Below are 23,433 nucleotides of genomic sequence, written 5' to 3' on the forward strand. Positions count from 1 at the left end.
CAAGTCATTACCTCAAAATCGGGTAATTCTCCCAAAGTCCTTTGTATAAGTCACTAACGAAAGTTTTCCAGAATTACATAAAATAGTTGATAGTTAGAAGACATTTCCATGAAAGGAATTTACGTATATCGGCGCAAGCTCACGCCTATACTGGCGTAGCCCTACGGCACTACTGGTATAGGCGTATGCCGGTATAGGCATCGGCCTGTGTCGATACTGGTGTAAATGTCTCTGAAAAAACACGTACGTGTTCTCGCGAAAACATGTACATGTTTTTCGGAAAATACGTACGTGTTTTTTTTCAAAGCAATTCTTGGATGAAACGAGCCACTCCATCCTCATCGTTCGTGTATTGGGTGATGCGGTCGGCATTGGCCTTGACAGGGGGCTGGGCGTTGGCCATAGCGACTCCCAATCCGGCGAAACGGATCATGGATACATCATTGAAACCGTCGCCGATAGCGATCACTTCCTCCTGTTTTATCCGGGTTCGCTCTAGTAAGCGGGATAACGAGGCTGCCTTATCGATACCTTTGGGGACAAGCTCCAGATAGAATGCCTCGGAACGATATACGTTGATACGTTTCCCTAATTCTTGGCGGAGCTTCTCTTCCAACGGTACCAACATCTCCGGTTCGCCTACCACCAAGCATTTATCGGCTGGCTGATGCAAATCCCGCAGAAAATCGTCGGTAGCCTTGATCTTCATTTTGGTTAAGAAAGATTCGTATTGTACGTATTTATTTTCCGGATGCTCGCTTAAGATATATTTACCGTTGTAGGAAAGGATAGCCAGTCCCGCTTCTTTGGAGCGGTTGTATAAAACAGGTACGATATCGGGTGGCAAAGCCTGTTCGAAAAGTACTTTGTCTGTCATCAAGTCGATCACCTTACCGCCGTTGAAGGAAAGGATAAAACCACCATATTGCTTTATGTTCAGTTCCTCGGCTAAAGGCACGATACCGTAGGTGGGCCGGCCGGAGGCTAAGACCAGATGCAATCCTTTTTCCTGCGCTTGCAGAAGGGTTTCCCTCGTAAACGGGGTGATCTCTTTTTTACTGTTTGTCAGTGTACCGTCTAAATCCAGTACCAATAATTTATAGTTCATGCTCTTGTTTCGTGTTGATCGTGATTATTTTACCTCTTTGGGAGATATAATTATAGAGTTCTTTATAAAATGCGTGCCGGGTAAGGGTGGAAGCGTCTCCCAAGATCATCAGTTTCATACGGGCACGGGTGATCGCTACGTTCATGCGCCGCAAGTCGTTCAAGAAGCCTATCTTTCCATCCTCGTTGGCCCTTACCAAACTGATCAAGATGACATCGCGTTCTTGCCCTTGGAAACCGTCAACGGTGTGTACGGTGATCAGTCTGCGTAAAGGCTTGAAGAAAGCGTCTTGTTTGATCAATTTACGGATGTATTGTACCTGCGCCTTATAAGGGGAGATCAATCCGAAGTCGATATTCTCTTCCAGCACTCTCTCCTTGGATATTTTCTGTATATAGGAGCGTAATTGTTCCACGAGCAATTCCGCCTCTTGCCTGTTGACACGGCTCATGGTCTCTTCTCTCGTATTTTCCGTGAAATCGCACTCGGACGTATCGAACCATACGATGGGAGTGTCCAGTCGCAAGATTCCCCGCCCACTTACCTCGGGAGCGGATTCGAGTTCGTTATGATAGAACCATTGGGAGGAGAAGCGCATGATATCCTCGTGCATACGATATTGGATCTTCAGGAGAGAGACCGTTTCCGGTTTCGTGTGGGCTATCTTTTGCATCAAGGTACGTCCTAAGCCTTCTCGTTCCGCTTCTATACATTTAATAGTAGGGGGCAATTGGTGATGATCGCCCGCTAGTATGACCCGGTCCGCCTTGCCGATCGCTATCCAGCAAGCGGCTTCCAAGGCTTGGGCGGCCTCATCGATAAACAAGGTCGTGAAGTGCCGGTTCATCATGACCCGGTTTGCGGAGCCAACCAAGGTGCAAGCGACAACACGAGCCTCGTCGAACAGCTCTGTATCGATCTTGACTTCCAGTTCGGTCGCCCGGAATTTCAAACGGGAGAGGCGGTTTCGGATCGTATCCCGTTCCTCCCGGCTTTTCTTTCGCATATTGGATTGTATATCCCGTACCGCTTTCCGGATGCTCCATAACTCGGGATAATCCGGATGCGATTCGAAACGGCGTTCATATGTGAAAGAGAGCATCTTGTCATTGATACGAGTGGGGTTCCCGATGCGCAGGACGTTAATGCCTCTATCTACCAGTTTCTCCGAGATGCAGTCTACGGCGGTATTACTTTGGGCGCAAACGATCACTTGATTCTCCCGGTGAAGGGTCTCGTAAATGGCTTCCACCAAGGTGGTTGTTTTCCCGGTTCCGGGAGGGCCGTGTACGATAGATACTTGTTTCGCTCCCAATACCTTATTTACAGCTTCTTCCTGCGAGCGGTTCAACCAAGGGAAGCGGATCGGGAATAATTCGCGCTGTCCCGGTTTTTCCTGTCCCAGCAATACGTCCCTTAGATGAGAGAGTTGGTTGTTTTTTGCCCGCATCACGTCCGAGAGAGCGGAAAACATCGTTTTATAGCTGGTCTCGTCGAAGTAGAGTTGCACGCCGAGATCATTGCTTTTTCCTTGTATATCCATCAAGGCGGAAGGAGTGGGGAGAACTACCACCATCCGGTCCTCTTGCACGTAGCTGATCGTGGCGGAGAAATCCAGATACTTAAATTTACCACTGATATCTGCCGTGAAGAAGCAAACCGGGCGCCCGTACTCAAAATTATGCTCGATCTCCCGGTCTTCTGTCCTTTCGATCTCGATCACCAATTGGTTTAAGGAGTTATAATAACTGCGTCCCGGAGTGACCGGATACCAACAGAGGCCCTGCGCCACTCGTTTTCGCAAACCCGTACGCTCGGATTGCTGTCGGTATGTTTCCTTCTCATATTCATATTCTTTCTGCAGGAGATCATATTGATGTTGCAAATCTACAAGCGGCGATGAAATTCCCATTCCTTTTTCAATTCTATTAATCGGATAAATACAGCCCGGGCGTTCTAGGTCCCGAAGTAGGCGACAAAAGTACTAAAATTATCGTTCCGTACCCAAGTTGCGGTAAGTAAAGAAAAAGAATACCGCTAACGTTGGTAGTGTCTATAAAATTCCTAATTTTGTACGAAAACTAATATCATAAAAAAATGAATGAGAACGATGCTTTTTATAACGCATTAATAGATGTAGCTGCTTGGGATAAAGAGAATACCTTAGATCGTTTTATGAATAGTGATAGCCTCTTCAAAAAGTTTCTATATAAATTTATTACTACAGATGGTTCGTATGTGAAATTACGGAGCTCTTTAGTAGAGCGGGATTTGGAGAATGCCAAGCTATATTCGCATACCTTGAAAGGGATAGCCGCTAATTTAGGTCTGGTAAATCTATTCGATGTATCGAATAATATACTATCGCTGTTGAGAGAAGGGAATCTGGAAGAAGCGTTGCGTTATGAAGATGCATTGGGAAAACAATACGATGCCTTGCGAGATATCGTTGTTGAGTTTTGTTCTTAATCTATTGTATATTAACTATCTAATTCTAAATAGAGACTATCAGTATGGATACTATCATAAAAACTCAAATTATAGATTTGATTCACAGGGAGGTAATCCCTGCTATCGGATGTACGGAACCTATTGCCGTGGCTTTGGCGGCCGCAAAAGCGGCGGAAGTGCTGGGGCGTAAGCCAGAGAAGATAGAGGTTTATCTGAGCGCCAATATCCTGAAGAATGCCATGGGAGTAGGAATCCCGGGGACTGGCATGGTGGGGTTGCCTATCGCTATCGCTTTGGGATCGATCATCGGTAAGTCCGCTTATGGGCTAGAGGTGCTGAAAGACTTGACTCCGGAGGGATTGAAAGAAGGTAAGGAAATGGTCTGCAAGAAATGTATCGGTATAGACCTGAAAGAGAATGTAGATAAACTTTATATCGAAATTATAAGTTCAGCAGGGAACGATCGTTCAAGGGTGATCATTTGCCATGAGCATACCCATATAATATATGTAGAGAAAAACGGGGAGGTATTGACTGATTTACGTACGGCAAACGCTTCTGGCGAGGAAGTATGTGAGAATAAGGATTTACGTCTTTCCTTCTCTATGGTCTATGAGTTTGCCATGGAAATGCCATTGGATGAGATTCGTTTTATTTTAGAAACGGCCGAGTTGAATAAGAAAGCCGCCCAAGCTTCCATGAAAGGCAATTACGGACATACTGTAAGCAAGACAGTCTCGGGTGCTTTCGGCCGTAAGTTCATGGGAGATTCCGCTTATACGCATATGTTGATCATGACTTCCGCCGCTTGCGACGCTCGCATGGACGGCGCTATGATCCCGGTGATGAGTAATTCGGGAAGCGGTAATCAAGGAATCGCCGCTACGCTTCCGGTTCTTTCTTTCGCCGAGGATATTCAATGCTCGGAAGAGCAACTGATCCGTGCGTTGATGTTAAGCCATTTGATGGTGATCTATATCAAGCAAAGTCTGGGACGCTTGTCCGCCCTTTGCGGTTGTGTGGTTGCCGCTACGGGAGCGAGTTGCGCTATCACCTATTTGATGGGAGGAAATAAGGCGCGGATTTCTTATGCGATCAAGAATATGATCGGTAATATTACCGGAATGATCTGTGACGGTGCCAAGCCGAGTTGCGCGATGAAAGTATCTAGTGGCGTATCTACGGCGATGCTTTCCGCTTTGATGGCCATGGAGGATAAGGTGGTGACTTCCGTGGAAGGTATCATCGATGAGGATGTGGATAAATCGATCGCGAACTTGACCGCTATCGGTTCTAAAGGAATGGAGGCGACGGATCGTCTGGTGCTGGACATCATGACCGGTAAATCTTGTTAATGGGATTCTATGGAGGAGGCACCAAAGGCGAGGAAAAAAGAGATTATGCGAGTGACACTTTTAGGGTCATTCGCTAATTTTGTTTTATTGGTATTCAAGTTCGTGGCGGGTATCTGGGGGCATAGTAGCGCTATGATCGCCGATGCGGTGCATTCGTTATCTGATTTCGTAACGGATATAATCGTACTTCTTTTTGTCAATATATCTTCCAAGCCGAAGGACGAGAGCCATGATTACGGGCATGGTAAATACGAGACTTTGGCGACTTCAATTGTCGGTATCGTCTTGCTTTGTGTAGGTTTTGGCCTTTTCTGGGAGGGAGCGAACAAGATTTATGACTTTTATTTCAAGGGGATTCCGTTGGAAAGTCCGGGAATGATCGCTTTAGTTGCCGCTCTTATCTCCATTGTGATCAAGGAATTACTGTATCATATTACCGTTTGGGTAGGAAGGAAGCAGAATAGTCAAGTCGTTATCGCTAACGCTTGGCATCATCGCTCGGATGCCTTTTCCTCGATCGGTACGGCTTTAGGTATCGGAGGGGCGATTTTGTTGGGGGATAATTGGCGTGTGCTGGACCCGTTGGCGGCTGTGATTGTCAGTTTATTTATCGTAAAAGTAGCCTTACAACTAGTGATCCCGGCGATTAATGACTTATTGGAGAAATCTTTGCCGAAGGAGGTGGAGGATGAGATCTTGGCGATCATTAGTGAGGTTCCCGAGGTAAAGAGCCCGCATAATCTACGTACCCGCCGCATCGGTAATAATTTTGCTATCGAGGCGCATATACGGGTGAACGGACAGATAACCGTGACTCGTGCCCATGACTTGACGAAAGAGATCGAACAGAATCTGCGTGATAAGTTCGGTCAGGCTACGCACATCGCTTTGCACGTGGAACCAATTAAATAAACGAATTGTTATTTGACCATGATGAAGAACTTATATAGGGGAGAAGTGTTCTATTTGATCGCTTCCCCGCTGGATCATGTGGAGGCTTACCGCTATTTTGAGGATGGGGGACTGGCTGTTGTTGATGGAAAGATTGTAGAGGCGGGGCCGTTCGAGGCGATGCGTTCCCGTTACCCGGATTTCCCGGTGACAGACTATTCCGGTAAATTGATTACACCCGGCTTTATTGATTCCCATATCCATTTCTCCCAGTCGGAGATACAGGGAATGTATGGCAAGCAACTTCTGGATTGGCTGGACGAATATACGTTTCCCGCCGAGGAAGCTTTCTCTTCCATGGAATATGCACAAGATATCGCTCGCTTTTTCGTGAAGGAACTGGTGAAGAACGGAACTACGACTTGTGCTGCTTATGCCACGGTTCATCCTGCTTCCGTAACCGCATTATTTTCCGTGGCTACGGAGTATAATATGTGTATCTTGGCTGGAAAGGTGATGATGAACCGGAACGCTCCGGATTATCTGATGGATACCACGCATCAGGGTGAGTTGGACTGCCGTAGCTTAATCGAGGATTGGGACGGGAAAGGACGGAATCACTATGTGATCACGCCCCGTTTCGCCATAACCAGTACGCCGGATCAATTAAAGTCTGCCGGTCGTTTACATGCCGAATATCCCAGTACCTATATACAGACACATCTTTCGGAGAATCTGGGAGAGATTGAATCTGTATTATCGCTATGTCCCGGTCATGCGGATTATCTGGAGGTCTATGAGCGTGCCGGATTGTTGACCGATCGTTCGATATTCGGGCATTGTGTCCATCTAACCGATCGGGAATATAAGCGGTTGGGAGAAACGGGAGGCATTATCGCCCATTGCCCGACCTCGAACCTTTTCCTTGGAAGCGGATTATTCGATATGAGGGAAGCGAACCGTTACGGCGTACGTACTACCTTGGCGACAGATGTCGGTGCGGGTACATCTTTCTCTATGTGGCGTACGATGGGAGAGGCTTATAAGGTACAACAGTTGAACGGTTATCCGATGACAGCTTTGGAGGCTATCTATAAATGTACGCTAGGCTCTGCACGGGCCTTATCGTTGGACGACCGAATCGGAAGTTTCCTCCCTGGCCGTGAAGCGGATTTCATAGTCGTGGATTATGCCGCTACCTCTGTCCAGAAATTGCGTATGGAGTATCTTCGTTCGAGAGATAAATGGACGATCGAGAATAAGCTGTTTGGCTTGCAAACCCTCGGCGATGACCGGAATACGGTATGTACTTATATAATGGGCAAGCGAGTATACGGCTCAGATTCGTGCGATCATCAAGAAGCAAGTATGTAATACGACCGTTACGACGATCCATAGGCGCTCGACAGTAGTCGGGCGCAATCCCGGGAAATGATATTCTATAGCCCCGTGCTTGCAAGCGGAGAGGCAATCTCCGCAATAGGTACAGGTATAGCCGATCTTTCCCTTCTCGATCTCTTCTTTATGTAGGGCATCATAACGGCAAGCGTTTGTGCAAGCCATGCAATGGCAACAATCCATGGTCAGTCGTACCCGGAAAGGAGAGAGGTATTTGAGGAAAGACACTAAAGTCCCGATCGGACAATAACTACTGCAATGCACCATCTTCCGTCTCTTTCTGGAAAACAATAGCATGACAAGTAGGCCGATAACTCCGACCGCTATTCCAAAAGCGGTGGCTATCCTGCCGCTCGCTCCGAATATTCGGAGTAGGATGGCCCCCAACATAACCAGAAATAATATGCTGTATCGCATTTGCTTGTGATAGGGGAACCTTTTTCGTTCCAATTTTCCCCGGGCACTCCATGCGTCGAATGCCCCGAAGTAACAAAGCTGGCTACACCAAGCGGGACCGGATAGTAATAAGGTGCTGATAAAAAGTATGGGCATGAATAATCCATCAAAGCGATAAAGCGGTCCGGCCAAGATTACCGCAGGGATCGGTAAATGCAGTTTCCCGGTCATAAGGAAAATGGGATCGGCAAAAATCCCTAGAGCAAGTTGCCCGAAAAAAACGATCGAGAATAACAACCACGCTCGTTTTCTCCATTTGGGACGTTCTTGCCGATCTTGCATCTTATAGCAGAGCCAACCACCGTATAGCATGGCAAGTATCACTTGTATCCATCCTCCATACGGAAATAACCTTTCGCCTATCAACAGTGGATTTTTAGGCATGACTTGAACGATCGAGAGAAGTCCCCCGACTAATAATACGGTACTGATAACAATACGTCTCGTTTTCATGCTCAATTATTTTATGCGTAAAAGTATGCCTTTTACGCGAATAATTATAGCACGGGCATTGTATTTCTGATACTAGTTACACCGATTAAACGATCATACCGTGCTCCCATTGGACAATAGTAGACGTAAATGCTATATTCGTTCTCCGTCTGGAAGAAATTACCCTCGATAGGGCCGGTCTGTCCTACGGTCTGTCCGTTAGGGACAAAGAGGTACTGATAGTTGTAACTGCCTTGTTTCAGTAAGACGGATTTCTCGTATTGATGCGTCTCCGGATTATAGCCCATCTTACTTTTCTCGTCCAATACATTATTATATAATTCACCGTTCAAATACACGTTTCCATCGGGAATTAAGTCCATGGCGAGGGTAAAGTGAACGATGTAATAGTCCGCTTCCGTATCCGGGTCGTTACAATTACTGCAACGGATGAAAAAACGGCCGTCTTGGTCTTGATCGTATTGATACGATAATTGGTCACGCCGATAGTCCGTCATCAACTCTACATGGTAATATGGATTATGGAACGAGATACTTTCTACGTGCATGCCATTGTATTTGTTGCTCAAAAATTCCATACGGCGATATTCGTTTCCTGCGGGAAAGATCAAGTTCTGATTGTTCGTATAAGAGATCTGGTTTTCTAAAATAGTCATAGGCTGAAGACCTGTTACGGCATTATCCCTGCGGTTATTCTGATAAACCCAGATTTTCAAGTCGGTCTGAGGATAGGTGATGGGGAAATTCTTGTTATTGATCGCAAAGCTGACTTGTTGGTGTGACTGATTGGTATCGATATCCGTATTTCCGCTCACCGTAGCGGCGACACTAACCATCGGCTCAAAAATAGAAAAGCATGCGGTAAATACGATCTGGGAGGGATCATCCTCGTTATATACTTGCAAGGCATAATTCCCCGAGACCTTCGGTTGAACGTCATCGTTTGGGAAAAGTAATCGGTAGTTGGTGTATTGCACCGTAGTACCCATCGCATTGGCGAAATCCTCGATCGTGCTCCCTTGGAAACCATTCATATACTCAATCGGGGAAAGATTCGATTGCGTCCAATCGGCGTTGCAATGAACCAGATTATAGGCGTATCGCCCGAAGCCCGGATTAAAAGCATCGAAATTAACTTCGATACGGTTTTCACCGCCCAGTTCAATGAATGGGTCGGAGAACATCTCGCCGGCAACCTTCACTTGGAGGGTCTTTATTTGCTTATCGCTAACGTTGGTGAAGTAAGTCACTTGAGCGTTCAACGGTACTAAAACCGTGATAAGCAGCAGAAATAGGATTTTAAAAACTTTCATTTTCTTATTACTTTCTTTAACGACGCAAAATTATGGAATTATTTCTCTATTTATTTGCCTTTCCCTGCTCTAAAGCATGAAAAAATGTTTACTTTTGCAGGAAAATTACATATAAACAATTTTAGTTGTATCATGGCAAATGTGATTAAGATTAAAAAGGGTTTAGACATTAATCTGAAGGGCAAAGCTTCGGATGTACTGTTAAACGGCGGCAAGAGCGAGTCTTACGCGATCGTCCCCGATTATTATAACGGTATTCTCCCCAAAGTTGTTGCGAAAGTAGGAGAAAAAGTCAAAGCCGGTTCTGTACTGATGATTGACAAGAACCGCCCCGAGATCAAGTTTGTTTCGCCGGTCAGTGGCGAGGTAACTGCCGTAAACCGAGGAGAGAAGCGTAAGGTGCTAAGCATCGTTGTGAAGCCGGATGCGCAGATCGAGTATGAGGAGTTCGGTAAGAAGAACGTAGCATCCCTACAGGGGGCAGAGGTGAAAGAGGCACTTCTGAACGCCGGTATGTGGCCGTTTATCAAGCAACGCCCATACGATATCATCGCCGCTCCATTGGATACTCCGCGTGATATCTTCGTTTCGGCTTTTTACTCCGCTCCGTTGGCTCCAAACTTCGATTTTATCGTAAAAGGTCAGGAGGCTGATTTCCAGACTGGATTAAACGCCCTAGCTAAATTAACGAATGGAAAAGTGTATGTGGGTGTAAGAAGTGGTTCTGTCGTGAGCGGAATGAAAGGTGTGGAGATCGTGGAAGTAGAAGGTCCGCATCCCGCGGCGAACGTTGGCGTGCAGATCAATCATATCAAGCCCGTTAACAAGGGTGAGGTAGTTTGGACGGTTAATCCGGCGGATGTGATCGTAATCGGACGCTTGTTCAACAAGGGTGTCGCCGATTTCAGTCGTATGGTTGCTATCACCGGTTCCGAGACTACCGAGAGAGGTTATGTTAAGACAATTTCAGGTTGTACGATTAAGAGCTTGGTTAACGGTAAAGTGTTAGGACAGGAACATATCCGTATTATCAGCGGTAATGTTTTGACAGGTACCAAGGTAAATATGGATGGTTACCTAGGTGCTTATGATAACCAGATCACCGTGATTCCGGAAGGTGATGAGACGCATGAGTTCTTAGGTTTCGCTATGCCTCGTTTCAACCAGTTCAGCGCCAGCCATAGTTACTTTAGCTGGTTAGGTACTAGCAAGGAATATGTGATCGACGCCCGTATCAAAGGTGGTAAACGTGCCATGATCATGTCTAATGAATACGATAAAGTGTTCCCGATGGATATCTATCCGGAATATTTGTTGAAAGCGATCATCGCGTTCGATATCGATAAGATGGAGAACCTTGGTATCTATGAGGTGGCTCCCGAGGACTTCGCTCTTTGCGAGTTCGTGGACACTTCCAAGATCGAGTTGCAGAAGATCGTTCGCGACGGATTGAACCTGTTGTATAAGGAAATGAATTAATAACATAAAAAACTTATAATACATTGAAAGCGTTAAGGAATTATCTCGACAAGATTAAGCCTAACTTTGAGGAAGGCGGAAAGCTGGCGATGTTCCGTTCTGTTTTTGACGGTTTCGAAACATTCTTATTTGTTCCGAACGAGACCTCTAAAACGGGCGTACATATTCATGACTGTATTGATTCAAAGCGTGCCATGACCGTGGTTATCATCGCTTTGTTGCCTGCTTTGCTTTTTGGTATGTATAATGTCGGTTATCAGCACAATTTAGCTGTGGGGGCTGATCCGGGATTTTTGATGACTTTTATTTTTGGATTTTTGGCGGTATTGCCTAAGATCATTGTTTCGTATGTGGTAGGTTTGGGTATAGAGTTCGCTGTCGCCCAAGTGAAGAAGGAAGAGATTCAAGAAGGATTCTTGGTTTCCGGTATCTTGATTCCGATGATCGTTCCGGTCGATACTCCGTTATGGATGATCGCTGTAGCTACTGCTTTCGCTGTTATTTTCGCGAAAGAGGTATTTGGTGGTACGGGATATAATATATTTAATGTAGCATTGGTTACACGTGCGTTCTTATTCTTCGCTTACCCGGCAGCAATGTCTGGTGATCAAGTGTTCGTTCGTACGGCTGATACGTTTGGTATCGGGGCTGGCCAAGTAGTTGACGGTTTTTCCGGAGCTACTCCGCTAGGACAAGTCGCTATCGCTGGTAAGGAGATGATCGGTTCTTTCCAAGCTGTTGACGTATTAGGCAACCCGATCTCTACTTGGGACGCGTTTATTGGTTTGATCCCGGGCTCTATCGGTGAGACTTCCGTATTGGCTATTTTGATCGGTGCGGTTATCTTGTTGGTTACGGGTATCGCAAGTTGGAAGACAATGGTTTCCGTGTTCGTGGGTGGTGCTTTCATGTCATTGATCTTTAATATGATCGGTACTACGGTCGCTATGTGCGTATCTCCGCTGGATCACTTGTTCTTAGGTGGTTTCGCTTTTGGTGCCGTGTTCATGGCTACAGACCCTGTGACTTCCGCTCGTACGGAGACAGGTAAATATATCTATGGTTTCCTTGTAGGTGCTATGGCCATTATTATTCGTGCGTTGAACCCGGGTTATCCAGAGGGTATGATGCTCGCTATCCTGTTGATGAACGTGTTCGCTCCGCTGATCGACTATTATGTTGTGGAAGCTAATATCTCTCGCAGATTGAAACGTGTAATAAAATAAAGTAAGAAGGAATATGGCTAAATATAAATGTAAGGTATGTGGCTATGTCCACGAGGGAAATAAGGCTCCTGACACTTGCCCGGTATGTTCCGCTCCTGCTTCCGAATTTGAGGAAATCAAGGAGGAGGGCGCCGCTAAGAAAGGCATAAACCGGGATAGCAATGTTTATACGGTTGTTTATGCGGCTGTGATGGTTGTGCTAGTGGCTGTCGTATTGGCGTTTACTTCACAATCATTGAGAAGTTTTCAGAAACAGAACGAGGATAACGATAAGAGACAACAAATTCTGCGTTCTATCAACGTAAATGTTTCTTCTTCTGAGGCTGAGACCAAGTACAACGAGTTGATCAAGGAAGCTTTCTTGGTAAACGAGAATGGTGAGAAGGTTGAAGGCGACGCTTTCGCTACGGATGTAGTTAAGGCTGCCACTGAGCATCAATATCCGGTTTTCGTCGCGAATGTAGATGGTCAACCGAAATATATCATGGCTTTGCATGGAGCAGGTCTTTGGGGTCCGTTATGGGGTTATATCTCTGTAGATAGTGATAAGAATACTATTTATGGTGCTGACTTCAGCCACCAAGGTGAAACTCCGGGTCTGGGAGCTGAGATCTCTAAACCGGCGTTCAGCAATGAGTTCAAAGGTAAGAAGATCTTCATGAGTGGAGAATTCAAGTCTGTCGCTGTTGTTAAGCCGGGTAAGAGCGTAGCGGGACAGGATTATGTAGACGGTATCTCAGGTGGTACAATTACCAGTAAAGGTGTGGATGAAATGTTATTCAACAGCTTGAGCGGTTATGTTAAATTTTTGACCTCACAAAATTAAGTAGAAGATGGGATTATTATCTGAAAAGAATAAAGAAGTTCTGTTAGGCCCGTTGAGCGCTAACAACCCGGTTGTCGTTCAGATGTTGGGTATTTGCTCTGCGTTGGCTGTAACATCAAAACTTGAGCCGGCCATCGTGATGGGTATCTCGGTGACGGCTGTCGTAGCTTTCGCTAACGTGATCATTTCATTGATGCGTAATACGATTCCGAACCGTATCCGTATTATCGTGCAATTGGTGGTAGTTGCCGCTTTGGTGACAATCGTTAGTGAGGTGTTGAAAGCTTTTGCTTATGACGTAAACAAACAGCTTTCCGTATTTGTCGGTTTGATCATTACGAACTGTATCTTGATGGGACGTCTGGAAGCGTTCGCCTTGGGTAACGGCCCATGGGAATCGTTCTTGGATGGCATTGGTAACGGTCTGGGATATGCGATTATTCTTATTATCGTAGGTTTCTTCCGTGAATTGCTAGGATCTGGTACCTTATTGGGTTTCCAAGTGATTCCGCAGGCATTCTATGATCTGGGTTACGTGAACAATGGTTTGATGATCTTGCCTCCGATGGCGTTGATCGTGATCGCTGTTATTATTTGGGTTCATCGTGCTAAGAACAAGGAACTTCAAGAAAATTAATGTTAACGATTAAACGAATAATAGAATGGAACAATTATTAAGCACATTCGTCCGCTCGATCTTCGTTGACAACATGATCTTCGCATACTATTTGGGTATGTGCTCTTTCGTGGCTGTCTCAAAGAACGTGAAGACCGCTTTAGGATTAGGTATAGCAGTGACATTCGTACTTTTCTGTACGTTGCCGATTAACTATATGCTTGAGAATTATGTATTGAAAGAAGGTGCGTTAAGTTGGTTAGGCCCGGAATATGCGGAGGTGAACCTTAGCTTCTTGGCGTTTATTATCTTTATCGCCGTTATCGCTTCTTTCGTGCAGTTGGTCGAGATGGTAGTCGAGAAATTCTCTCCGTCTTTGTATGCTTCCCTTGGTATCTTTTTGCCGCTGATCGCTGTAAACTGCGCTATCTTGGGTGGTTCTCTGTTTATGCAACAAAAAGCGTTCCCTAATGTAGGTGTCGCCACTGTTTATGGTTTAGGATCTGGTATCGGTTGGTTGCTGGCTATCGTAGGTATGGCGGCTATCCGTGAGAAATTGTCATATTCAAATGTCCCCAATGCTTTGAAAGGTTTGGGTATTACTTTCATCATCACGGGTTTGATGGGTATGGCATTCATGTGTTTCTCTGGTCTGAAGATTTAAGTATTAACGCATTAAACAAAATATAAAGATGACTTTATTAATGTCGGGCGGACTTACGATTGGTGTCAGCGCAATAGTATTCTTATTGATCACGCTGATCTTGGTCGGTTTGCTTTTGTTCGCCAAAGCAAAATTGGTGCCTTCAGGGAATGTAAGCTTGAAGGTTAACGGAGAGAAAGATATAGAGACCCCGATTGGTGGAACTTTGCTAGGTGCGCTACAGAGCGGTGGCATCTTCTTGTCTTCCGCTTGTGGTGGTGGTGGTAAATGCGGTCAGTGCCGTGCTCAAGTTATTGATGGCGGTGGCGAGATCCTACCTACTGAGAAAGGTTTCTTCTCTCGTAAACAAGTGAAAGATCATTGGCGTTTGGCTTGTCAATGCAAGGTGAAAGAGGATATGGTCGTTCAGGTACCAGACGAGGTATTTGGCGTTAAGGAATGGGAATGCGAGGTTATCAGTAACAAGAACGTCGCTACATTTATCAAGGAGTTTATCGTTGCGTTGCCTAAAGGTGAGCACATGGACTTTATTCCGGGTTCTTACGCTCAGATCAAGATCCCTACATACTCAATGGATTATAACAAGGATATCGATAAGAGCTTGATCGGCCCCGAGTATCTGCCGGCTTGGGAGAAATTCGGTTTATTCGGTTTGAAGTGTAAGAACGACTCACCGTCTATCCGTGCCTATTCTATGGCTAACTATCCTGCTGAGGGTGACCGTATCATGTTGACCGTGCGTATCGCTACGCCGCCGTTCAAACCGAAACCACAAGTTGGCTTCATGGATGTGATGCCGGGTATCGCTTCTTCTTATATCTTTACGTTGAAACCGGGTGATAAGGTGACTATGAGTGGTCCTTATGGTGATTTCCACCCAATTTTCGATTCTAAGAGAGAGATGATGTGGATTGGTGGTGGTGCTGGTATGGCTCCGTTGCGTGCCCAAATCATGCACATGACGAAGACGTTGAAGACTACGGATCGTAAGATGTCTTACTTCTATGGCGCGCGTGCCTTGAACGAAGTGTTCTATTTGGAAGATTTCTTGGAAATAGAGAAAGAATTCCCAAACTTTACGTTCCACTTGGCGCTTGACCGTCCTGATCCTGCCGCTGATGCTGCGGGTGTTAAATATACGGCTGGATTCGTTCATCAAGTAATCCATGATACTTACTTGAAGGATCACGAGGCTCCGGAAGATATCGAATACTACATGTGTGGTCCGGGCCCGATGTCAAAGGCCGTAGAAAATATGCTGGATAACTTGGGTGTACCTCGTGAGATGTTGCACTTCGATGATTTCGGTGGATAAAATAGGATTTCTATATCTACAGATAGAAGGCGGGGGTAAGATCCTCGCCTTTTTTATTTTGGCCCTGAAACTCCTCTTTACGAAGATATACTTCAAATGCTATAGGATATATACTGCATGTGTCATAGGATATATACTTCATTAACGAAATAAGTCGTACTTCTATGTCGGCACATTAAAAATGTTGACTATGCCTAAATTTACTTCATAGATTTTACTGTTATTTTCTAAGGTACTTCACATCTTAGAGAACCTTCTCCTGAAAAACTTCACGGGGTTGAAAGTTGTTTCCTGAACCGGTTCACAGCGGCAAAAATACCGTTTTTCTTTTTCCATGCAAAACAACCATGAAAAAACCACTGCGGAGGAAGCCTTGCGGCTGGAGGCGCAAAGCCTCCATTGAGCGATCACATACAAGTCAGTGCTTCTCGGAACCTGACAGGTGGGAGCATGTCCCTGTTGCTCCTATGCGGTCTCCTATTGTTGTAGAAGTCTATGATCCTCGCCAACAAATCCCTTGCGGCCACCACGTCCGGGGGGCGTTTCATCCTGTAGAGCCATTCCTGCTTGATGATGCCGTTGACCCGCTCGGCGATCGCGTTGTCGGTAGGCTTGTAGTCCTCCGTCATGCTGATCGTGGCTTTAATGGCCTGTAGACGATCAATATATTGATTACAACAATATTAAACGCCGCGGTCGGAGTGGTGGATCAGTCCATCGAACCCCAGGGGTGACACGTGCGAGATACCCATGTCCAGAGCCGTCACGGTGTTGGAGGCGACCAAGCTGTCGGAAAGGACCCAGCCTATGATCTCATGCGTGAACGCGTCCGTCAGGAGATGCAGGTAGGCCACGCCCTCATCGGTGTCGATATAGGTGATGTCGGCCACTCACAATTGGTTGATCCTGTTGACGGTCAATCCCTTGATCATGTTCTTGTACTTCCTGTAAGGATGGTTGGAGCTTGTCGTGTGACGGCGCTTCCCGGGCTTCAGCATCAGGTGTGACTCATGCATCAGCCCGTAGAACCAATCCCGGCCACGCATCCCGTCCGGATAGAGTTCCTTGAGCATCAGGTACAGCTTGTACGCCCCGATGCCCGGAGCCTCATGCCGGATATCCCTCACGGTGTCAAGTATCTCTTTCTCTGACAATTCCCTGCGCATACGTTTCTCCTTGCTCACGGAGTAATAACCTTCTCTTGTCTTGCCAAACAGCCCGCTCAGGCTACCGATCGATTCCTTGGGATGCCTGAGCCGAAGGTTGTCTACCGCTTGGCGCCAGCTTTTTTTAGCAGGTCGATGCCATATTGTTCCCGCCCGATCTTAAGAAGCTCATGCAGAGCCTCATTGCGCAACTCTGAGTAGGCCAACGCCTTGCGTAGGCGCAAGTTCTCCTCCCGGAGCCTCTCGCTCTCCGTTTGGGGACCGGTCGCCTTGGATGATTCGGATTTCTTTCGTGCCATATATACCTGATGCTCTAACTCTGTCAGATCGGACGGTAAAGATAGCGTTTTTGACTCAAAATAACGTTCCCAGCGACTAAATGTCACGTAATCAACCGAATATTTCTTACATAGGCTGTACTTGGTTGAGCCACTCTCATAATACTCCTTCAGCATACGGAGCTTGAACTCCATGCTGTAACTTTTACGTTCTCTTGCTTTGTTTGACATCTTACACACGTTCTTTTAATTGTTAATTGCGTGTGAAGTAAATCTGTATCATGTCATGTAATTATTTTGAAATAATATGCAGCGTTTATCGTTTTATAAGCATCTAAACTTATATAGTCATAAAAACAAGTTAGACATGAAGCCATTGATTTTATCTTTTTTTGCGGTTTTATTAGGATACTCATTCTTTTTCGATAAAGATGATGAAATAAAATTGCGTAATGTTGACCAGATATCGTTGGAATCTAATTCTACGATACCTGAGAGGGGTGATTCTGTCACTTTGTATGCGAAAAGGCTCCCTAATACTCCGGAATATATTTTACGAATCGCAAAACCGGAGGATTATCTCTTTACGAAATAAAATTTTCGTGTTAAAATATTTGTTTATTTGACGAATATTGCTATGTTTGTGCCCATGTAACTTTTAATGCGTGGGATATGGATTTGAAATCTACTCAATATATAGAAAAAACAGGAAGTGTCGCAAAGGCATTCCTGTTTCTTTTTCTTCTCTTTCTATCAAGCATATATAATCTGTTTAAGTTTGCCTGCCTTGAAAATGAGGAGGTAGAAGTATCAGATATGGTGCTACCTTCTAAGACTTCCGGTGATGTCGAGTATATAGAACAAGATGACTTATCTGCAAACTGTAAATTCCTGATCGATAGAACTACTCACTGGTTGGGCTGAGTAAGCCCTTATCTGATCCGTGCGAGTGCATAGAAGGATAAGGGGGACTTATTTTAGATAATTAAACGATTTTCTCCAATAGATTGTATTCCGGTATATCTTCGAGGAAAGCATACGTCTGTTTCTCATAGTCAATTTTGCAACAAAAATGACGGATGCCGTTGCTTACGGTTAAGTATTTTACGTGTAAGACCATGTTATAACGTACGATTTGATCGAATACAGCGCTTGTTATCTCGATATGTGGAGCTTTATATTCAATAATCATTAGAGGTGCTAGAAACCGATTGTATGCAACGGTATCGCATCGCTTGGATGTTCCGTTTAGTTTTACCGCTACTTCATTCGCTAAAAGTTCTTGAGGATAGTTTTTTTCCGTGACCAAATAGTTCACGAAATGTTGTCGTACCCATTCCTCTGGCGTTAATGCGACAAATTTTCGGCGTACAGGATCCCAAATAGAAGGCTTTCCTGCTTTCTTCGTAACTTTGACTGAGAATTTTGGTAGATTTAATGGGAGCATTTGCTATATTTGCTATTTATATTCTAACTAAAATGCACCTCAAAGGTAGTTATTTATGAGAACAAAACAAGAAATCGTAGAAAATTGGCTGCCTCGTTATACCGAGCGAAAGCTAGAAGACTTCACTAAGCACATATTACTCACTAACTTTACTAAATATGTCGAGATATTTGCGGATCATTTTAATGTCCCGATTTTGGGATTGAAAAGTTCGATGCCCAATGCCTCGGCAGAAGGGATTACCATTATCAATTTTGGGATGGGAAGTGCGAACGCTGCTACAATCATGGATTTATTGTCAGCAGTCATGCCCAAAGCGGTGCTTTTCCTCGGTAAATGTGGAGGATTAAAAAGAGCGAATGTATTAGGGGATTATGTATTGCCAATAGCGGCGATCCGAGGTGAGGGAACGTCGAATGAGTATTTACCACCTGAGGTACCTTCATTGCCCGCTTTTTCAATGCTTCGTGCCATTTCTTCCGCCATACGTGATCATGGAAAAGATTATTGGACAGGTACGATTTACACGACAAATCGCAGGGTTTGGGAATACGATAATGATTTCAAGGAATATCTTCGTAGTACGCATGCCACTGGTATCGATATGGAAACCGCAACCTTGCTTACTGCCGGTTTCGCTAACCAAATACCTACGGGTGCATTGTTGATGATATCGGATAAACCGATGGAAGAAGATGGTGTAAAAACAGAAGCGAGTGACCGGAAGGTAACTCAACAATTTGTAGGAGAACAGGTAATGTTGGGAGTTGAAGCTCTTCAACAGATTTTGGATGGTAAGAAAACCATCCGTCATATCCGTTTTAGTTGGTAATAGCGAAACCTCATAATTTATGGCAAAAAAAGAAATTACTTTCGAGGAGATTTGTAGGGATATAACAGCAAGGAAGTTTCAGCCTGTTTATGTGTTAATGGGCGAAGAGCCTTTCTTCATCGATCAAATAACAGATTTGTTATTAAAAAGCGTATTAGAGGAATCTGAGAGAGATTTCAATCAGATTATTCTATACGGCGCAGATACAGATGCCATTTCTATTATCAATGCGGCACGTCGTTTTCCGATGATGTCCGAATATCAATTGATCGTTGTTCGAGAGGCTCAATTAGTGAGAGATATAGAGTTGCTGAGCAGTTATGTGAAGAATCCTTTGTCATCAACTATTTTGGTCATAAATTACAAATATAAGACTTTAGATCGCCGTCGTGCGTTAGCGGCCGCAACCGATAAAAACGGTATTTTATATGAGTCAAAAAAGATCCCGGATTATAAAATGCCGAGTTTTATCACCTCTTTGATGCAACAGCGTTCTATCGGTATCGATCCAAAAGCCGCTCAAATGCTCTCAGATTTCCTTGGAAACGATTTAAACCGTCTCAATAAGGAATTAGATAAGCTGGCAATTATCTTGGCTGAAAAGGCCTCAAAACGCATCACACCGGAATTGATCGAGCAAAATATAGGGATTAGTAAAGAATACAATAACTTTGAGCTGATAAAGGCACTTGCCATGAAGGATATATTAAAGGCTAACCGGATCGCTCAGTATTTTGAGAAAAAACCTAAAAGTAATCCGATACAGATGACACTTCCTGTATTATTTAACTATTTCTCAAACTTGCTGATTTGTTATTATTCAAAGGATCGATCGGAATCAGGATTGATGACCGCACTTGGTTTACGGGGAACTTATCAAGTAAAGGACTATCTTTTGGGGATGAAAAATTATCCAGCGATGAAAGTTTTTAATTTGATCAGCGATATCCGAACGACTGACGCAAGATCTAAGGGAGTGGAAAACTCTTCAGCGACAGATGCAGATTTACTAAAAGAATTACTTTACAAAATTTTACATTAAACAGAAATCATAGACTTAGTGCAGGCAAAAGGGCCTTTTTTCCTAGAATGATGAAAAAGTCAAACTGGAAAAAGAGGCCTTTTTGTTTATTTATCAATTAATTACGCATATTTTATCTCTCTGAGATTTTAAAATTTATTCAATCACGTACCTTCTTCCTCAAAAATTCCAAGAAATCCATACTTAAAGCTATAATCGGTATAGCCATAGATTGCCTTCATTATCCGTTAAAGGAAAAATAGACAAGTTGGCAGTAAAATAAATAGAGTAAAATTATATTGTATACAAATATAACCGAGAAATGAATGTTTACAATCATATATACAATAAAAGTATTTGAGTAGATTACAAATGTTGGTGGTTTTTGTAATCATTATATAGACGTTACAAATGTATCATGTTCACATTACTAATATAAATCATGGATTACTATATATTTCTTTATCCACGTAAGATTTGCTATAAATTATAAATAACCAGTTTTTTATATAGAAATATTGATTGTTTACATTAACTAAACATGTTTTTCTGTCTACAAACGTATAAAAACCCCCTAACTATACATCATATGTATTATTATATTTACATATAGATCAGATATATATGCTATTTTTCTAAAGTTTTTCTAAATACTCTATACCTCCTTCTTGAACACGGTTTACAGTTCTACCCATCACATATGTATCGGCGTGATACATATGTATCAATTTAGTTTTATAAAAATAAATTGCACAAATGGAAATATTGATTTATCTTTGTATCCAGTTTACTTTGTGGATATTTATCTTAGTAAACGGTCATAATGGCAGTATTCTAGTAAGAATTTAAGATATATATGAATATGAGAGATCGTATTTTAAAAATAATGGAACGTGAAGGACTTACCCCTTCTAAATTTGCCGAATCGATCGGTATACAGCGTTCGGCAATGTCACATATTATATCTGGGAGAAATAATCCGAGTTTGGATGTTCTGCTAAAAATACTGGAACGGTTCACTTATGTTGATTCTGACTGGCTATTGTTTGGCAAAGGCGAAATGGTCCGAGAACATGTGTTAACTGAACCTAATTTGTTTACAAATATGCTTGAAAATCGTCCCAATGTACAAGTTGTTGCCGAAAATCGCAAGGAAATTGGGGTTGAGATACCTGTAAACATCCAAAAACAACCTGTTGTAGAGCAAGTTATATGCCAAGAAAAGCCTTCTAAAAATGTTAGTAAAATAATGATATTTTACTCCGACAATACGTTTGATACTTTCGTCCCTGAAAAAAACAAGAAAGACTAAGGTAAACTGTTCGGTATATACGTTATATTCATGTATCTTTGCGGATAAATTGAGTAATCGTGTATATGAAGAAGTACATCTTAGACATGAAGGTAACTGAAAACTGTCACCTTCATAAAAATTATTGCCTGCTAAAGTTAACCTCGGATGGGAATCTTCCAGAGATGCTTCCCGGACAATTTGTAGAGGTTCATGTAGAAAACTCTCCTACAACATTCTTACGTCGTCCGATTTCTGTCAACTATGTAGATAAGTCTAAAAATGAGTTGTGGTTATTGATTCAACTTGTTGGTGATGGCACGAGAAAAATGGCAGAATTCCGTCCCGGTGATATTGTAAACATAATGCTACCACTGGGTAATAGTTTTACAATTCCTTCCAAGGAACAGGAGAACAAAAGACTTTTGCTGATTGGTGGTGGTGTTGGAACCGCTCCGATGTTATATCTAGGAGCTTGTTTAAAAGAAGCCGGTTTTGAGCCTACTTTTCTACTTGGGGCTCGTTCTAAGGATGATGTATTGCAATTAGATGAATTCCAGAGATTTGGTAAGGTTTATATCACAACCGAAGATGGTTCGCTAGGCGAGAAAGGGTATGTGACTAACCATACGATCCTTAAAGAGGTCCGATTTGACCAGATTTATACTTGTGGTCCTAAACCAATGATGGTGGCGGTAGCGAAATACGCAGGTGCGGAAGCTATTTCTTGCGAGGTTTCTCTTGAGAACACGATGGCTTGTGGCATAGGTGCTTGTTTGTGCTGCGTAGAGAAAAACAAGGAAGGTCATAATGTGTGTGTATGTACAGAAGGTCCCGTATTTAATATTGAGAAATTGTCATGGCTGAATTAAATGTAAACATTGGGAATTTACCGTTGAAAAATCCGGTAATGACAGCATCCGGCACGTTCGGATATGGTATAGAATATGCTGATTTCATGGATATTTCACGTTTGGGGGGTATTTTCGTGAAAGGTACCACTATCCAACCTCGTGAAGGTAATGATTATCCAAGAATGGCGGAGACTCCTTCCGGAATGTTGAATGCCGTGGGGCTTCAGAATAAGGGCGCCGATTATTTCGCTGAGCATATTTATCCGGAGATCAAGGACATCGATACGAATATGATCGTAAACGTGAGTGGATCTTCGATTGAAACGTATGTCGAGTGTGCGGAAAAGATCGCAGAGTTAGATAGGATTCCCGCTATCGAACTGAACATTTCTTGTCCGAACGTAAAGCAAGGTGGTATGGCTTTCGGCGTTACTACGTGTGGTGCGGGGGAGGTTGTAAAGGCTGTTCGTAGGGTTTATCCAAAGACACTTATTGTAAAACTTTCTCCTAATGTAACTGATATTACAGAGATCGCTAAAGCTGTTGAAGCGGAGGGTGCGGATTCTGTTTCGTTAATTAATACGATGCTTGGAATGGCCATCGACGCAGAGAAACGTAAACCTATATTATCTACAATAACTGGAGGTCTTTCCGGGCCTTGCGTAAAACCTGTAGCTCTACGTATGGTATGGCAAACGTATCATGCGGTAAAGATTCCAATTATAGGTTTGGGAGGTATTTCAAATTGGAAAGATGCCGTGGAGTTCATGTTAGCTGGGGCTAGTGCTATCCAGATCGGAACTTATAACTTTGTAGATCCAACTGTTTCTATCAAGGTTATTGATGGATTGAATGACTATTGTGACCGACATGGTTTTAAATCAGTAAAAGAGTTGATCGGAGCATTGGATATTCAGAGATAATCTAAGTTCATTTATAGACTTTATTTCCATTTTTTCAATAATAAAAAAGGATGTGTTCGCTTACGCAAAA

General features: G+C 43.7%; 26 protein-coding genes. 17 read left to right on the plus strand and 9 right to left on the minus strand.

All coding sequences use genetic code 11. The features are described 5' to 3' along the window. Positions 1–301 precede the first annotated feature (301 nt). Positions 302–1,108 carry a Cof-type HAD-IIB family hydrolase gene (locus tag D7V92_RS14675; protein ID WP_005862248.1) on the minus strand — a complete coding sequence of 269 codons (807 nt, stop codon included), beginning with the start codon at positions 1,106–1,108 and terminating at the stop codon, positions 302–304. After that, complete coding sequence (locus D7V92_RS14680) at positions 1,098–3,020, minus strand: AAA domain-containing protein (protein WP_057327679.1); 1,923 nt, start codon at positions 3,018–3,020, stop codon at positions 1,098–1,100. The genes D7V92_RS14675 and D7V92_RS14680 overlap by 11 nt, the downstream gene beginning before the upstream one ends. Positions 3,021–3,205: 185 nt before the next feature. On the opposite strand from D7V92_RS14680, the gene D7V92_RS14685 reads away from it, so the two are divergent. The 4 genes from D7V92_RS14685 to guaD are packed head-to-tail and all read left to right on the plus strand — an operon-like array spanning position 3,206 to position 7,179. Beyond that, positions 3,206–3,577, plus strand: coding sequence for an Hpt domain-containing protein (locus D7V92_RS14685; protein WP_005856873.1), 372 nt, complete (start codon positions 3,206–3,208; stop codon positions 3,575–3,577). A 44-nt stretch (positions 3,578–3,621) separates the two neighbouring features. Beyond that, positions 3,622–4,914 carry a serine dehydratase subunit alpha family protein gene (locus tag D7V92_RS14690; protein WP_008772137.1) on the plus strand — a complete coding sequence of 431 codons (1,293 nt, stop codon included), beginning with the start codon at positions 3,622–3,624 and terminating at the stop codon, positions 4,912–4,914. A gap of 9 nt (positions 4,915–4,923) precedes the next feature. Further along, positions 4,924–5,826, plus strand: coding sequence for a cation diffusion facilitator family transporter (locus tag D7V92_RS14695; protein ID WP_008772138.1), 903 nt, complete (start codon positions 4,924–4,926; stop codon positions 5,824–5,826). 12 nt (positions 5,827–5,838) lie between these two features. Continuing rightward, positions 5,839–7,179 carry a guanine deaminase gene (guaD, locus tag D7V92_RS14700; RefSeq protein ID WP_080707561.1) on the plus strand — a complete coding sequence of 447 codons (1,341 nt, stop codon included), beginning with the start codon at positions 5,839–5,841 and terminating at the stop codon, positions 7,177–7,179. On the opposite strand, the gene D7V92_RS14705 is transcribed toward guaD, so the two are convergent. Both D7V92_RS14705 and D7V92_RS14710 read right to left on the minus strand, forming a co-directional pair. After that, positions 7,144–8,112 carry a 4Fe-4S binding protein gene (locus D7V92_RS14705; protein WP_036612192.1) on the minus strand — a complete coding sequence of 323 codons (969 nt, stop codon included), beginning with the start codon at positions 8,110–8,112 and terminating at the stop codon, positions 7,144–7,146. The genes guaD and D7V92_RS14705 overlap by 36 nt on opposite strands. A 44-nt stretch (positions 8,113–8,156) precedes the next feature. Then, positions 8,157–9,425, minus strand: a complete 1,269-nt coding sequence (locus tag D7V92_RS14710; protein ID WP_005856883.1) for a DUF5103 domain-containing protein — start codon at positions 9,423–9,425, stop codon at positions 8,157–8,159. A gap of 132 nt (positions 9,426–9,557) precedes the next feature. On the opposite strand from D7V92_RS14710, the gene D7V92_RS14715 reads away from it, so the two are divergent. The 6 genes from D7V92_RS14715 to nqrF are packed head-to-tail and all read left to right on the plus strand — an operon-like array spanning position 9,558 to position 15,551. Further along, positions 9,558–10,904, plus strand: coding sequence for a Na(+)-translocating NADH-quinone reductase subunit A (locus tag D7V92_RS14715; RefSeq protein ID WP_036612195.1), 1,347 nt, complete (start codon positions 9,558–9,560; stop codon positions 10,902–10,904). 23 nt (positions 10,905–10,927) lie between these two features. Then, positions 10,928–12,130 carry an NADH:ubiquinone reductase (Na(+)-transporting) subunit B gene (locus D7V92_RS14720; protein ID WP_005862260.1) on the plus strand — a complete coding sequence of 401 codons (1,203 nt, stop codon included), beginning with the start codon at positions 10,928–10,930 and terminating at the stop codon, positions 12,128–12,130. Between the two features lie 13 nt (positions 12,131–12,143). Next, positions 12,144–12,956 carry an NADH:ubiquinone reductase (Na(+)-transporting) subunit C gene (nqrC, locus tag D7V92_RS14725; protein WP_005856889.1) on the plus strand — a complete coding sequence of 271 codons (813 nt, stop codon included), beginning with the start codon at positions 12,144–12,146 and terminating at the stop codon, positions 12,954–12,956. 7 nt (positions 12,957–12,963) lie between these two features. After that, positions 12,964–13,593 carry an NADH:ubiquinone reductase (Na(+)-transporting) subunit D gene (locus D7V92_RS14730; protein WP_005856891.1) on the plus strand — a complete coding sequence of 210 codons (630 nt, stop codon included), beginning with the start codon at positions 12,964–12,966 and terminating at the stop codon, positions 13,591–13,593. Between the two features lie 25 nt (positions 13,594–13,618). Next, complete coding sequence (nqrE, locus tag D7V92_RS14735) at positions 13,619–14,236, plus strand: NADH:ubiquinone reductase (Na(+)-transporting) subunit E (RefSeq protein ID WP_005856893.1); 618 nt, start codon at positions 13,619–13,621, stop codon at positions 14,234–14,236. Positions 14,237–14,276: 40 nt separating this feature from the next. Further along, entirely contained in the window at positions 14,277–15,551 is a 1,275-nt protein-coding gene (gene nqrF, locus D7V92_RS14740) for an NADH:ubiquinone reductase (Na(+)-transporting) subunit F (protein ID WP_010182986.1), read from the plus strand. 407 nt (positions 15,552–15,958) lie between these two features. Here nqrF and D7V92_RS14745 read toward each other — a convergent pair whose 3' ends face one another. From D7V92_RS14745 to D7V92_RS14760, 4 genes are all read right to left on the minus strand, one after another. Continuing rightward, positions 15,959–16,180, minus strand: coding sequence for an integrase core domain-containing protein (locus tag D7V92_RS14745; RefSeq protein WP_121773183.1), 222 nt, complete (start codon positions 16,178–16,180; stop codon positions 15,959–15,961). 54 nt (positions 16,181–16,234) lie between these two features. Further along, entirely contained in the window at positions 16,235–16,441 is a 207-nt protein-coding gene (locus tag D7V92_RS14750; protein ID WP_121773184.1) for a DDE-type integrase/transposase/recombinase, read from the minus strand. Continuing rightward, on the minus strand, positions 16,442–16,735 hold the full coding sequence (locus D7V92_RS14755; RefSeq protein ID WP_121773185.1) for a hypothetical protein: 294 nt from the start codon (positions 16,733–16,735) through the stop codon (positions 16,442–16,444). It abuts the gene before it with no gap. A gap of 83 nt (positions 16,736–16,818) precedes the next feature. Further along, complete coding sequence (locus D7V92_RS14760) at positions 16,819–17,226, minus strand: transposase (protein ID WP_048928764.1); 408 nt, start codon at positions 17,224–17,226, stop codon at positions 16,819–16,821. 136 nt (positions 17,227–17,362) lie between these two features. Here D7V92_RS14760 and D7V92_RS14765 point away from each other — a divergent pair, with 136 nt between their 5' ends. Further along, a complete protein-coding gene (locus D7V92_RS14765) occupies positions 17,363–17,590 on the plus strand; it encodes a hypothetical protein (protein ID WP_233572856.1) in 228 nt (75 codons plus the stop codon). Positions 17,591–17,667: 77 nt separating this feature from the next. After that, positions 17,668–17,919 (plus strand): hypothetical protein, encoded by a 252-nt coding sequence (locus D7V92_RS14770; RefSeq protein WP_008772145.1) that lies wholly within the window; start codon positions 17,668–17,670, stop codon positions 17,917–17,919. Between the two features lie 61 nt (positions 17,920–17,980). On the opposite strand, the gene D7V92_RS14775 is transcribed toward D7V92_RS14770, so the two are convergent. Beyond that, complete coding sequence (locus D7V92_RS14775) at positions 17,981–18,442, minus strand: type I restriction enzyme HsdR N-terminal domain-containing protein (protein WP_057327669.1); 462 nt, start codon at positions 18,440–18,442, stop codon at positions 17,981–17,983. A gap of 55 nt (positions 18,443–18,497) precedes the next feature. On the opposite strand from D7V92_RS14775, the gene D7V92_RS14780 reads away from it, so the two are divergent. The 5 genes from D7V92_RS14780 to D7V92_RS14800 all read left to right on the plus strand — a co-directional run bounded on the left by D7V92_RS14780 (position 18,498) and on the right by D7V92_RS14800 (position 23,363). Further along, positions 18,498–19,274 carry an AMP nucleosidase gene (locus D7V92_RS14780; RefSeq protein ID WP_005862265.1) on the plus strand — a complete coding sequence of 259 codons (777 nt, stop codon included), beginning with the start codon at positions 18,498–18,500 and terminating at the stop codon, positions 19,272–19,274. Between the two features lie 19 nt (positions 19,275–19,293). Continuing rightward, complete coding sequence (gene holA, locus D7V92_RS14785) at positions 19,294–20,316, plus strand: DNA polymerase III subunit delta (RefSeq protein WP_121773186.1); 1,023 nt, start codon at positions 19,294–19,296, stop codon at positions 20,314–20,316. 841 nt (positions 20,317–21,157) lie between these two features. Continuing rightward, positions 21,158–21,607 (plus strand): helix-turn-helix domain-containing protein, encoded by a 450-nt coding sequence (locus D7V92_RS14790; protein ID WP_057326311.1) that lies wholly within the window; start codon positions 21,158–21,160, stop codon positions 21,605–21,607. A gap of 65 nt (positions 21,608–21,672) precedes the next feature. Then, a complete protein-coding gene (locus D7V92_RS14795) occupies positions 21,673–22,458 on the plus strand; it encodes a dihydroorotate dehydrogenase electron transfer subunit (protein WP_005856914.1) in 786 nt (261 codons plus the stop codon). Continuing rightward, a complete protein-coding gene (locus D7V92_RS14800) occupies positions 22,446–23,363 on the plus strand; it encodes a dihydroorotate dehydrogenase (RefSeq protein WP_121773187.1) in 918 nt (305 codons plus the stop codon). The genes D7V92_RS14795 and D7V92_RS14800 overlap by 13 nt, the downstream gene beginning before the upstream one ends. The last annotated feature ends 70 nt before the right edge of the window (positions 23,364–23,433 follow it).

The sequence above is a fragment of the Parabacteroides sp. CH2-D42-20 genome, from assembly GCF_003670185.1.
GTDB classification, from domain to species: Bacteria; Bacteroidota; Bacteroidia; order Bacteroidales; family Tannerellaceae; genus Parabacteroides; species Parabacteroides distasonis.

What these genes read in the sequence shown, in the direction of transcription:
- D7V92_RS14675 (WP_005862248.1), bottom strand. Translation starts at nt 1,108, where the DNA reads ATGAACTATAAATTATTGGTACTGGATTTAGACGGTACACTGACAAAC.
- D7V92_RS14680 (WP_057327679.1), bottom strand. Translation starts at nt 3,020, where the DNA reads ATGGGAATTTCATCGCCGCTTGTAGATTTGCAACATCAATATGATCTC.
- D7V92_RS14685 (WP_005856873.1), top strand. Translation starts at nt 3,206, where the DNA reads ATGAATGAGAACGATGCTTTTTATAACGCATTAATAGATGTAGCTGCT.
- D7V92_RS14690 (WP_008772137.1), top strand. Translation starts at nt 3,622, where the DNA reads ATGGATACTATCATAAAAACTCAAATTATAGATTTGATTCACAGGGAG.
- D7V92_RS14695 (WP_008772138.1), top strand. Translation starts at nt 4,924, where the DNA reads ATGGAGGAGGCACCAAAGGCGAGGAAAAAAGAGATTATGCGAGTGACA.
- D7V92_RS14705 (WP_036612192.1), bottom strand. Translation starts at nt 8,112, where the DNA reads ATGAAAACGAGACGTATTGTTATCAGTACCGTATTATTAGTCGGGGGA.
- D7V92_RS14710 (WP_005856883.1), bottom strand. Translation starts at nt 9,425, where the DNA reads ATGAAAGTTTTTAAAATCCTATTTCTGCTGCTTATCACGGTTTTAGTA.
- D7V92_RS14715 (WP_036612195.1), top strand. Translation starts at nt 9,558, where the DNA reads ATGGCAAATGTGATTAAGATTAAAAAGGGTTTAGACATTAATCTGAAG.
- nqrC (WP_005856889.1), top strand. Translation starts at nt 12,144, where the DNA reads ATGGCTAAATATAAATGTAAGGTATGTGGCTATGTCCACGAGGGAAAT.
- D7V92_RS14730 (WP_005856891.1), top strand. Translation starts at nt 12,964, where the DNA reads ATGGGATTATTATCTGAAAAGAATAAAGAAGTTCTGTTAGGCCCGTTG.
- nqrE (WP_005856893.1), top strand. Translation starts at nt 13,619, where the DNA reads ATGGAACAATTATTAAGCACATTCGTCCGCTCGATCTTCGTTGACAAC.
- nqrF (WP_010182986.1), top strand. Translation starts at nt 14,277, where the DNA reads ATGTCGGGCGGACTTACGATTGGTGTCAGCGCAATAGTATTCTTATTG.
- D7V92_RS14745 (WP_121773183.1), bottom strand. Translation starts at nt 16,180, where the DNA reads ATGACGGAGGACTACAAGCCTACCGACAACGCGATCGCCGAGCGGGTC.
- D7V92_RS14760 (WP_048928764.1), bottom strand. Translation starts at nt 17,226, where the DNA reads ATGTCAAACAAAGCAAGAGAACGTAAAAGTTACAGCATGGAGTTCAAG.
- D7V92_RS14765 (WP_233572856.1), top strand. Translation starts at nt 17,363, where the DNA reads ATGAAGCCATTGATTTTATCTTTTTTTGCGGTTTTATTAGGATACTCA.
- D7V92_RS14770 (WP_008772145.1), top strand. Translation starts at nt 17,668, where the DNA reads ATGGATTTGAAATCTACTCAATATATAGAAAAAACAGGAAGTGTCGCA.
- D7V92_RS14775 (WP_057327669.1), bottom strand. Translation starts at nt 18,442, where the DNA reads ATGCTCCCATTAAATCTACCAAAATTCTCAGTCAAAGTTACGAAGAAA.
- D7V92_RS14780 (WP_005862265.1), top strand. Translation starts at nt 18,498, where the DNA reads ATGAGAACAAAACAAGAAATCGTAGAAAATTGGCTGCCTCGTTATACC.
- holA (WP_121773186.1), top strand. Translation starts at nt 19,294, where the DNA reads ATGGCAAAAAAAGAAATTACTTTCGAGGAGATTTGTAGGGATATAACA.
- D7V92_RS14790 (WP_057326311.1), top strand. Translation starts at nt 21,158, where the DNA reads ATGAGAGATCGTATTTTAAAAATAATGGAACGTGAAGGACTTACCCCT.
- D7V92_RS14795 (WP_005856914.1), top strand. Translation starts at nt 21,673, where the DNA reads ATGAAGAAGTACATCTTAGACATGAAGGTAACTGAAAACTGTCACCTT.
- D7V92_RS14800 (WP_121773187.1), top strand. Translation starts at nt 22,446, where the DNA reads ATGGCTGAATTAAATGTAAACATTGGGAATTTACCGTTGAAAAATCCG.